We start from the raw sequence: 10,354 nt of genomic DNA, 5'->3' as shown, positions 1-10,354 counted from the left end.
GAACCCCCCCCGCCGATGCGCAACTATGGCTTGGAGCTACAATGGCTACAATTGGCACAGGCCTGATAGCAGTATCGGCTCAGAACCACCCATCCCGACTCGGCTCAGCCGGGAACAACCTATTGAGCCCCACAGCTGGTCTCGGTCTAGCGCGACGGGTTCAGAGCGTCAGGATCCACTAGCAAAGCGTAACTCCCAACGATAACGACAAGGAAGATGCCCGCTACCACAACGAGGTAGGTCGCCCTGTTGTCCAACGTGTTCATCGACATTGGCCGTGTCCCACCGTTCCACCGGCTGAGTTGGTCAGTATGATCCGAGCCGTGCAACCACTTCAGCATCGCCGCATCGCGTCAGGTCGCGGGCGGCGCTATGATGACGCCACCCGCGAGAACGCATCAGGCCATTATTGGCTTGAGCCGATCCGGTGTCTCGGCCAGAATCGTTTGGCGGAGTGGTTCGAAGGCTCTGCGAATTTCGGCCGTCATGAATTCAGGCTGTTCCCAGGCCGCGAAATGTCCGCCCTTCGGCAGCGCATTGAAGTGTATGAGGTTCGGATACGCCTTTTCAACCCAGCTCTGTGGTGCTTCGTACATCTCGTCCGGGAAGACGCTGCAGGCTGTCGGAAGCTTCACGCCCTTGGCAGCGAAGAAGGAGGTTCCTGCAACTGTGTTCTCCCAGTAGAGACGAGCCGCAGAAATCGCCGTGTTCGTGAGCCAGAAGAGTGTCACATTGTCGAGAATGTCGTCGGGGGTCAGGCCTTCTTCCACCCCCGCGAAGGATCTCGCGATCATGGCGTGGCTCTTCCAGTCGTGATCGATCATGAATGCCGCCAATCCGACAGGCGAATCCACCAGTCCAGTCAGCGTTTGCGGGCGCGTGCCCATCATGAAGGCATATGCGAACTTGTTCTCGCGAACCTGTTCACAGGCCTTCCTCTCGTCATCCGAAAGAGTCGAGGGCAGCGGGTAGCCGGACCAGATCACCGCATCCACGTCAGCCGGTATCACTTCAGGCATGTTCGTGTGAATACCGATCAGACCTTGCGGCTCCTGGACGCCCATGGAGTTGACGACGATTGAGCCCCAATCGCCGCCCTGCGCCACATATTTCTGATAGCCAAGACGGGCCATCAACTCCGCATAAGCGCGCGCGATGCGGTCGGGATTCCAGCCCGTTGCCGTCGGCTTCCCCGAAAAGCCGTAACCTGGCATCGACGGAATAACCACATGGAATGCCTCCACTTCGCTTCCGCCGTGCGCTGTCGGGTCGGTCAGCGGTTCGATGAGCTTCATCTGCTCGATTATTGAGCCCGGCCAGCCGTGCGCAATCAGGAGTGGAACTGCATTCTCATGCTTCGAACGAACGTGGACAAAATGAAAGTCCAGGCCATCGATTTCCGTGTGGAAGTGCGGGTAGGAGTTGATTTTTCTTTCGATTCTGCGCCAGTCGTACTCGTCGGCCCAGTAGCGCGCAAGCTCTTGGATCGTCTCGAGCTTTACACCTTGCGACTGATCCGAAACAGTTTCCCTCTCGGGCCATCGCGTCGCCCTGACACGACGTTTAAGTTCGAGAAGATCTTCTTCCGGAACGTCAACGTGGAATGGGCGGATCGGATTGTCCGATCCGCGAGCAACGATCAGTGGTTCTGGCATGTCGGTCCTCCCCGTTCGCTCGACAGGGATCGTATGCCCTACCGACGAACAACAATGTGCCGGCCGGCAGGGACGGCGCTGATCTCTCGTGAGGGTGCCAAGCGGCGGCCAAACACTACCGTCCGCCAATATCGGCTCGGTCGCGACGACAAACTAGTTTACACCTTTTTCGGCCGTCGGTCATAGACCTGGCTGGATGATTTCCGCGGCGGTGCGAAGGTCCCCTTCCACACCGATTGAGACGTAGAACGCTCCGTCCCATGCGCCGACCGGCTGGGTCGCGCCAGGAGCGGTCATTGCCGAGCAGATACTCTAGCGTCGCGTTCGGGGGCCGCAACCAGACGGGCAGCTTCTGGTCCTGAAAATGCGATTGCCGTCATTCACACGGCGACACTGACGTCGCCACCTGAGACTCACGAAAAGAAGGGGCTGAGCGTGGAGCATTCCGCTCTGACCCGGTTGCTAAACTGATGCCGACCGCATCGGCTCACTCAGCCGCACTCAAAAATGATGTCCCGCCGCAATCGAACTGCAGCTTGGCTACGCGAGCATACACCCCGCCTTCAGCCACAAGGCTGTGATGAGTGCCTTCCTCGACGATCTCCCCTTCGTGCATGACCAGTATGCGATCGGCCTTGAGCACCGTCGCCAGGCGGTGGGCTATCACGATGGTCGTTCGGCCCCTCATTGATCTCTCTACCGCCCTCTGCACTAGCATTTCGCTCTCGGCGTCCAGCGCAGATGTCGCCTCGTCGAGCAACATGATCGGAGCGTCTCGCAGGATTGCCCGGGCAATCGCGATGCGCTGGCGCTGACCGCCCGATAACATGACGCCGTGCTCTCCGACCTGCGTCTCAATCCCTTTATCCAATCTTGCGATAAACTCGTCTGCGACCGCCGTGCTGGCCGCTTGCTCGATCTCTGCGCCAGATGCCTCGGGTCTTCCGAACGCAATGTTCTCCCGTGCAGTTGCTGCGAAGATCGTTACATCCTGCGGCACGAGGGCGAGACGGCTTCGAAGCTCTTTGGGATCGACTTCGCGGATATCGACACCGTCGACCATTATCGAGCCGGACTGCGGGTCATAAAAACGCATCAGCAGCGAGAACAACGTGCTCTTGCCCGCCCCAGAAGATCCAACAATCGCGACCGTTTCCCCGCGTTCTACAGAGAAGCTCAGCCGCTGCAGGGTCGGCAGTTCTGGGTTTGCGGAGTAGGAAAACGATACGTCACGAAACTCGACGAGCCCTTTGGCAGGAGTCGGCATCGCTGTCGGATTGGGCGGCGCCTCGATGGCAGGTTTTTCGGCCAGGATCTCGGCCAGCCGCTCGGCCGCGCCAGCCGCCTGGCTGAGTTCGCCCCACACCTCCGACAGAGCGCCGAGCGCCCCGGCGGCAAACACCGAATAGAGCAGGAATTGACCAAGAGTGCCGGGCGATATCGTCCCTGCAAGCACGCCGCGCGAGCCGAACCATAGGACCGCCACGACAGAGGAAAAGATCGTAAAGATCGCAAAGAAAGTCAGGACCGACCGAGCGAAGACCGATGATCGCGCTGCCTTGAACGCGGCTTCGACTGCTTGAGAAAAATGCGTCGTAACCAGCCCCTCATTGGTAAAGGCCTGCAAGGTGCGAACCGACGCGATCTGTTCACTGGCATAGGCCGTGGCATCGGCCAACATGTCCTGCGCTGCCCGCGACTTCCGGCGCACCGATCGGCCGAAGCCGACAAGGGGGAGCAGGATCATAGGAATAGCGACAATGACGAGAGCCGACAGTTTCGGGCTCGTGACGACCATCATGGCGACCGCACCGAAGACGAGGATTATGTTCCGAAGCGCCACTGATGCCGTTGCACCGACAGCCGATTTCACCTGCGTCGTATCGGCGGCGAGTCTGGACACGATCTCGCCGGATTGGGCGGTGTCGAAAAAAGATGGAGAGAGCTCCGTCACATGAGCGAAGACATCGCGGCGGATGTCGGCGACTACCCGTTCGCCAAGAGTGACAACGAAGTAATAGCGGCATGCCGATGCCACCGCCAGCACGGCAACTAGGGCGCCCAGGATAGCGAAATAGTTGGCGACTAAGCCAGAGTCCGCGGTGCCGAAACCTCGGTCTATCATGCGCCCGACCGCCAGCGGCAACGTAAGCGTCACGGCGGCCGCGGCCACAAGCGAGGCGACAGCCCCCGCCACCATCTTGCGGTAACGGATGATATAGGGAAACAGCCGCCGCAGGGGCTGGAGCGATCGACTTCGCGCGGCTTCGGCGCTCCTGCAGGCAGCTGCCATGGCATTCGTCGTTCAGATGTCATGTAGATTGAGATTGAGTTGCCTATCAACTTCGTTAATTTCGGACTTGTGTTCTCAAAACTTGAGCATGGGCAATGGGCAAAGAGATTGTGCGGAGCGTCGGCAGGTTTGTCGGGCTGGAGCAGCCACGAACTCTTTCGACCCGTTTCTTGCAATTGGCGGAAATCGTAGGCACGCGCCTCCGCTGGGACGGGGTGGACGCAGGCGCTCCCGTAAGGATGGAAAGGCGCGACGGCTACCTCATCTGCCTGCAGCGAACCGATTTGCCTTCCATACCCTATTGGGTCAACGATGTTCCGACCCCGATGATGCCGCTCAGTCGCGGCAAGTTCCTTCTTCTTGACCTGAATGAAGAACATGCCTCCGTGACGCGGGGAACCGTGGACTGCGTCTCCATGTTCGCGTCACGCGAGGCGCTCCAGCAGTTCCGTCAGGAGCATGACTTGCGACCGGTGGGATCGCTGCGAGCGGCCAACGGCGTGGCGCTCCAAGATGAAATCATCAGAAACCTTGGCGAGTGCCTGGTCCCGGCCTTCGAGCGGCCGGACGCAGCAAGCCAGCTTTTCACAGACCAGATCGCTTTGGCGCTTCTGACTCATCTCACAGCCTTCTATGCCGAGCAGCCAGTTGTCGCGCGTCCGATGCGGGGAGGATTGGCGCGCTGGCAGGAGCGCCGGGCGAAGGACATGCTCCTGGCCAACCTGGATGGGGAGATCGGCCTGGATGAACTTGCCCGCGCATGCGGCTTGTCGCGCAGCCACTTCGCGCGAGCGTTCAAGACCGCGGTAGGCATGCCGCCTCTCCAGTGGTTGCTGGTCCAGCGGGTCCAACGGGCGAAAGATTTGCTCCTGAACTCGGCGCTATCCATCGATCAAATCGCGCATCACTGCGGTTTTGCGGATCAGAGCCACTTCACCAGGGTCTTCGTCAGGGTGGTGAACGCCACACCCGGCGTATGGCGGCGTACGTGCCGTCTTTAGAGCTCTTCACAGCGCGATCCTTGCTATCCGCATAGGGATAACTGGCGGCCGCACGCGGTTGCGTGTGCGCGCGATCACACTCGCGTGAACCAAAGGCGCGGCCTTCCCAGGACAGCACTGGCGTACAAAAAACAGCACTCCCAGCGCTGGTCCGCACGCAATGGGCAGATAGCGTGTCCGACGGAATTGTAAGGCACGGTTTTCCCGAGACCGCCATGTGGGCCTCCGCTAGGAGACGAAGATGACCAACCGAAACCTGACACCTTCAGGCGAGGCAGGAACAGACGAGAATTCCACTCGTGCCTCCTCGCCATTGTCGCGACGCACTGTCCTGCAGTTGGCGGGCGGTGCTGCGTCGCTCGCTGCAATCCCTCACGGAGCCGCGATGGCAGCCGAACCAGCCAGGACAGAAGCCACGGCCGTTGACACAATCCGGCTCGTTGTCAATGGCGAACCCAAAGAGCTCAAGCTCGACCCCCGTCAGTCCATCCTTGATGTCCTGCGCGAGTCGTTGAATCTCACCGGCACCAAGAAGGGCTGCAACCAGGGTGCCTGCGGCGCTTGCACCATTCTCGTCGACGGCAAGCGCATCGTCTCCTGCCTGACCTTGGCTTCCATGCATGACGGTGCCGACGTCCAGACCATCGAAGGGCTGGAAAAGGACGGTGAGCTTCACCCTCTCCAGGCAGCCTTCGTGAGGCACGAAGGCCTCCAGTGCGGTTTCTGCACGTCGGGCCAGATCATGTCAGGCATTGGCTGCATTGCCGAAGGTCACGCGGGATCGCCTGAGGAGATCCAGTTCTGGATGAGCGGCAATATCTGCCGCTGCGGCGCTTATCCAGGCATCGTCGCGGCAGTCGCTGACGCGGTGGGAAGGAGCTGACCCATGTTCCCCTTCACCCTGGAAAAAACAGCCAGCACCGAAGCAGCCATCGCCGCTGGCTCTTCGGGTGCGCGCTACATCGCCGGCGGCACCACACTCATCGATCTGATGCGGGACGAGGTCGAGCGCCCGGAGCGGCTCGTAGACATCAACAGGCTGCCTCTGGGCGGCATTAGGTTCGAGGGCGAAGACCTGGTCATAGGTGCGCTCGCGCGGATGGCCGAAGTCGCCGCCGATGCCGATGTCCAACGTTTGCAGCCGCTGATCGCAGAAAGCCTGATCGAAGGCGCGTCGCCACAATTGCGGAACATGGCTTCGATGGGGGGGAACTTGTTGCAGCGGGTGCGCTGTCCATACTTCCGCATGCTTGACGCCGGCTGCAACAAGCGCACGCCAGGATCGGGCTGCGCCGCGATCGAGGGGCTGAACGCGGGCCATGCGATCCTCGGTACCAGCGACCATTGCGTGGCGACGCATCCTTCGGACGTTGCGGTGGCGCTGGTGGCGCTCGACGCCACCCTGCGCGTGCAGGGTCCGCAGGGCGAACGCAGCTTCCCGGTGGAGGAACTCTTCCGCCTGCCCGGCGACACACCGCATCTCGAACATACCTTGCTCCCCGGTGAACTGATCGTCGAAATCCGTGTGCCGGGCGGGCCCCATGCGCGCCGAGCCCGATACCTCAAGGTCCGCGACCGCGCCTCCTACGAATTCGCCCTCGTATCGGCCGCTGCCGCACTTGATATTGGTGACGGCGTCATCCGCGCGGCGCGTATCGCGGCAGGCGGTGTTGGCACGCGTCCCTGGCGGCTGCGCGCTTGCGAGGCCGCGCTTGTTGGAAGAAAGCCGGACAGGCAAGCCTTCGAGGAAGCTGCGCAACTGGCCACTAAGGGCGTCCGGCCGTTGCACCACAATGCCTTCAAGGTCGCGCTCTTGCCCAGAACGATCGTCCGGGCGCTGGAAATGGCGGGGGAAGTCGCATGAACATGAATGTCATTGGAAAGCCTTTGACGCGGGTCGATGGGCACACCAAGGTCACAGGCAAGGCGCGCTATGCCGCCGATTTCAACCAGCCAGGGCAGCTCTATGCTGTCCTCGTGAGCGCGACCGTCGGCCTTGGCCGAGTGACTGGGATCGAAAGCGCCGGGGTCGAGCGCATGCCGGGTGTCGTTGCGTTGATCACCCACCGCAATGCTCTGAAACTGGCCTATCTGCCGCACAAGGCCGTCATCGACCCCGCGGTCGGCGAACGGCTCCATGTGCTGCAGGACGACAGCGTTCGCTTCTACGGCCAGCCCGTAGCCGTTGTGGTTGCGGACTCGCTCGATCATGCCGAGCGTGCTGCCGCGGCGCTGCGTATCACCTACGACGCTCGTCAACCGATCGTCGATCACGCAGATCAGCAGGTAGCCAGAATCGCTCCGGAAGCGGGCACGGCCGACAGATCGCGGGGCGATGCCGATGCCGCGGTGGCGGAGGCGGCCGTCAATGTTGACGAAAATTATGACATAGCCCGAGAAAACCATAATCCCATGGAGCCGCACGCGACGGTCGCTGCCTGGAACGGCGATCGACTGACCCTGTGGAGCAAGAGCCAGTTTCTGGTGAACGAGCAGGCAGAGATCGCCGCGGTGTTCGGCCTGTCCGCCGAGAATGTCGAGGTCATCTGCCCCTTTATCGGCGGCGCCTTCGGCACCAGTCTGAGAACATGGCCGCACGTGACGCTGGCGGCACTTGCGGCGCGTCATGTCGGGCGGCCCGTCAAGCTTGTGCTCAACCGCAAGCAGATGTTTTTCACAACCGGCCATCGGCCGCGCTCGCTCCAGAGGGTCGCCCTTGGCGCTACACCCGACGGCAAGCTGACAGGGGTCGTCCACGAAGGCACCGGGGAGACGAGCCGCTACGAGCAGTTCACCGAGGCCCTGACCGCCGTCACCGAATACCTGTACTCCTGCCCGAACGTGCGCACCCAGTATCGTCTTGCGCAACTCGATACGGCCACGCCCAACCATATGCGCGGTCCGGGCGAGGCAAGCGGCATCTTTGCACTGGAAAGCGCCATGGACGAGTTGTCCTACAAGCTCGCCATCGATCCGATCGAATTGAGACGGCGGAACGAGCCCAAGATCGACGAGGCCGAAAACAAGCCGTTCTCCAGCCGCTCGCTGATGCAATGCTACGAACTGGGAGCCGAGCGTTTCGGCTGGGTGCAAAGGAACCCTGAGCCGCGCTCGATGCGCGACGGTCGCCTGCTGATCGGCATGGGCACCGCCACCGCTACGTACCCGGCTTTCCATGCGCCTTCGAACGCCAGGGTGCGCCTCCTCCCAGACGGTACTGCCGAAGTCGAGGCGGCGGCCAGCGACATGGGGCCGGGCACCTACACGTCGATGACACAGGTGGCGGCCGAATTTCTTGGGCTGCAGCCGGAACAAGTACGGTTCGCGCTTGGCACGACGGACTACCCGCCCACGCCGTCCCACGGTGGCTCCTGGACAATGGCTTCGGTCGGATCGGCAATTCGAGCGGCCTGTCTGGAGGCGCAGTCCCAGGCTGCCAAACGCGCGATAGCTGATCAGAGTTCGCCTGTCTTTGGAGCCTCGATCGAGGATCTTGAATGGACGGGAGGACGCCTTCGTCGGCGGGGAGATACCTCGCCGGGGTTGTCCTACCACGATGTCTTGGCCAACACGGGCAATCCGATCGAGGCAGACGGATCTGCCCAACGCGATCCGGAAATGGCCGAAAAGTATTCGATGCATTCCTTCGGCGCTGTCTTTGCCGAAGTTTCCGTCGATCAGGATGTCGGAACGATCAGGGTACGTCGCCTTGTCGGCGCGTATGGCATCGGGCGAGTGGTCAATCCGCTCCTCGCAAGGAGCCAATGCACGGGCGGCATGATCGGCGGCGTCGGCATGGCGCTGATGGAACGGACTGTGCTGGATGCGCGTGACGGTCGCCCGGTCAACGCCCACATGGCTGACTACCTCATGCCCGTGAACCTCGATACTCCGAAGCTGGAGGCGCTGTTCGTCGACGAGGTGGATCCGCACGTGAACCCGCTTGGCGTGAAGGGCCTGGGCGAGATTGCATTGGTGGGTACCGCTCCGGCAATCGCCAACGCGGTATTCCACGCGACGGGCAAACGTGTTCGGACCCTGCCGATCAAGATTGAGGATGTCCTGACGGCATAAGCCACACTGCTCGCCCTTAGCGCTAAAGATCCCTGTCCGAACCGCGTGGCCACGGAATTGGCCAGCGGTTGTGAGTGCTGTTTCGGGAAGAAATTAGGCGCAGCAAGGTCTCGATTGGGTCAACCCTTCCGGTTCTCGAACGGGAAAGTTGCGCCAAGAGCGGTCCTTCAAGCGAGGTTCCTTGGGTGTCATGTATCACCGGAAGCGGACGTGGTCTGCGCTGTTGCACCTCCTCACGGCGTTCCCAAGAAGCTACACCGCGGCTGCCCGCCGTGACCCGGAAGATCGTGCCGCGACGCAACCACTTCGAATGGCCGGAATTTCGGAAGCGACTAGCGAGCCCGAAGTGCGCGTAAACCCGCGCCGACAAAGCCGCCCCCATTTGCTGCAAGACACGCACGCGGCCAAGCGACGCAATCTTATTCGGCGATTTCCCGCATCACCCGGTAGAGCCCCGACTTGGCTTCGAAGCCGACTCCCGGGATCTGCGGCAGACCGACATTGCCGTCTTCCACCGCGATGCCGTCCGCAAATCCGCCGAAGGGCTGGAAAACGTCCGGGTAACTCTCGTTGCCGCCGAGATGAAGGCCGGCGGCGATGTTGAGCGACATCTGGTGGCCGCCGTGAGGTACCACGCGGCGCGAGGACCAGCCCAGTTCCTGCATCACATCGAGCGTGCGCAGATACTCCACCAGCCCGTAGGAAAGAGCACAGTCGAATTGCAGCCAGTCGCGATCAGGGCGCATTCCGCCATATCTCAACAGGTTGCGGGCGTCCTGGTGCGAGAAGAGGTTCTCACCGGTGGCCATGGGCAGGTCGTAATGGCCGGCAAGCTCGGCCTGGAGCGCGTAATCGAGCGGGTCGCCCGCTTCCTCGTACCAGAACAGATTGTAAGGCTTGAGGCCTTCCGCATAGGCGATGGCGGTTTGAAGATCGAAGCGGCCGTTGGCGTCGACCGCCAGGCGCCGGCCATCGCCGACCACGTCGATCACCGCTTCGATGCGGGCGATGTCTTCCTCGAGCGGCGCGCCGCCGATCTTCATCTTCACCACCGAGTAGCCTCGGTCGAGATAGCTGCGCATCTCGTCCTGCAGTTTGCCGTGGTCCTTGCCCGGATAGTAGTAGCCGCCGGCGGCATAGACCCAGACCTTGTCGTCGGCCACGCCGCCACGGAAGCGGTCGGCAAGCAGACGCCAGAGCGGGAGGCCGGCGATCTTGGACACGGCGTCCCACACGGCCATGTCGATCGTGCCAACGGCTACGGAGCGTTCGCCGTGGCCGCCAGGCTTTTCATTGGTCATCAGGGTCTTCCAGATCGCGAAGGGATTGAG

General features: G+C 61.7%; 7 protein-coding genes. 4 read left to right on the top strand and 3 right to left on the bottom strand.

What is annotated here, in order from left to right:
- Positions 1-398: 398 nt before the first annotated feature.
- Complete coding sequence (locus tag MAXJ12_RS25565; protein WP_008838969.1) at positions 399-1,655, bottom strand: epoxide hydrolase family protein; 1,257 nt, start codon at positions 1,653-1,655, stop codon at positions 399-401.
- A gap of 487 nt (positions 1,656-2,142) precedes the next feature.
- Positions 2,143-3,948 carry an ABC transporter transmembrane domain-containing protein gene (locus MAXJ12_RS25560; RefSeq protein ID WP_008838968.1) on the bottom strand — a complete coding sequence of 602 codons (1,806 nt, stop codon included), beginning with the start codon at positions 3,946-3,948 and terminating at the stop codon, positions 2,143-2,145.
- A gap of 110 nt (positions 3,949-4,058) precedes the next feature.
- Between MAXJ12_RS25560 and MAXJ12_RS25555 the strand changes: the two genes are divergently transcribed.
- The 4 genes from MAXJ12_RS25555 (at position 4,059) to MAXJ12_RS25540 (ending at position 9,023) form a co-directional block, all read left to right on the top strand.
- Positions 4,059-4,949 (top strand): AraC family transcriptional regulator, encoded by an 891-nt coding sequence (locus MAXJ12_RS25555; protein ID WP_244421600.1) that lies wholly within the window; start codon positions 4,059-4,061, stop codon positions 4,947-4,949.
- Positions 4,950-5,190: 241 nt separating this feature from the next.
- Positions 5,191-5,832, top strand: a complete 642-nt coding sequence (locus MAXJ12_RS25550) for a (2Fe-2S)-binding protein (protein WP_085984075.1) — start codon at positions 5,191-5,193, stop codon at positions 5,830-5,832.
- Between the two features lie 3 nt (positions 5,833-5,835).
- Positions 5,836-6,813 (top strand): FAD binding domain-containing protein, encoded by a 978-nt coding sequence (locus MAXJ12_RS25545; RefSeq protein ID WP_008838965.1) that lies wholly within the window; start codon positions 5,836-5,838, stop codon positions 6,811-6,813.
- Positions 6,810-9,023: a xanthine dehydrogenase family protein molybdopterin-binding subunit gene (locus tag MAXJ12_RS25540; RefSeq protein WP_008838964.1), complete on the top strand. Its 2,214-nt coding sequence runs from the start codon at positions 6,810-6,812 to the stop codon at positions 9,021-9,023. The genes MAXJ12_RS25545 and MAXJ12_RS25540 overlap by 4 nt, the downstream gene beginning before the upstream one ends.
- A 419-nt stretch (positions 9,024-9,442) precedes the next feature.
- On the opposite strand, the gene MAXJ12_RS25535 is transcribed toward MAXJ12_RS25540, so the two are convergent.
- On the bottom strand, positions 9,443-10,354 hold a 912-nt coding region (locus MAXJ12_RS25535; protein ID WP_008838963.1), incomplete at its 5' end, for an enolase C-terminal domain-like protein.

Source organism: Mesorhizobium alhagi CCNWXJ12-2, from assembly GCF_000236565.1.
Lineage (GTDB): Bacteria > Pseudomonadota > Alphaproteobacteria > Rhizobiales > Rhizobiaceae > Allomesorhizobium > Allomesorhizobium alhagi.
The sequence above is the reverse complement of the archived record's forward strand: the minus strand, read 5'-3'. Positions and strand labels throughout refer to the sequence as shown.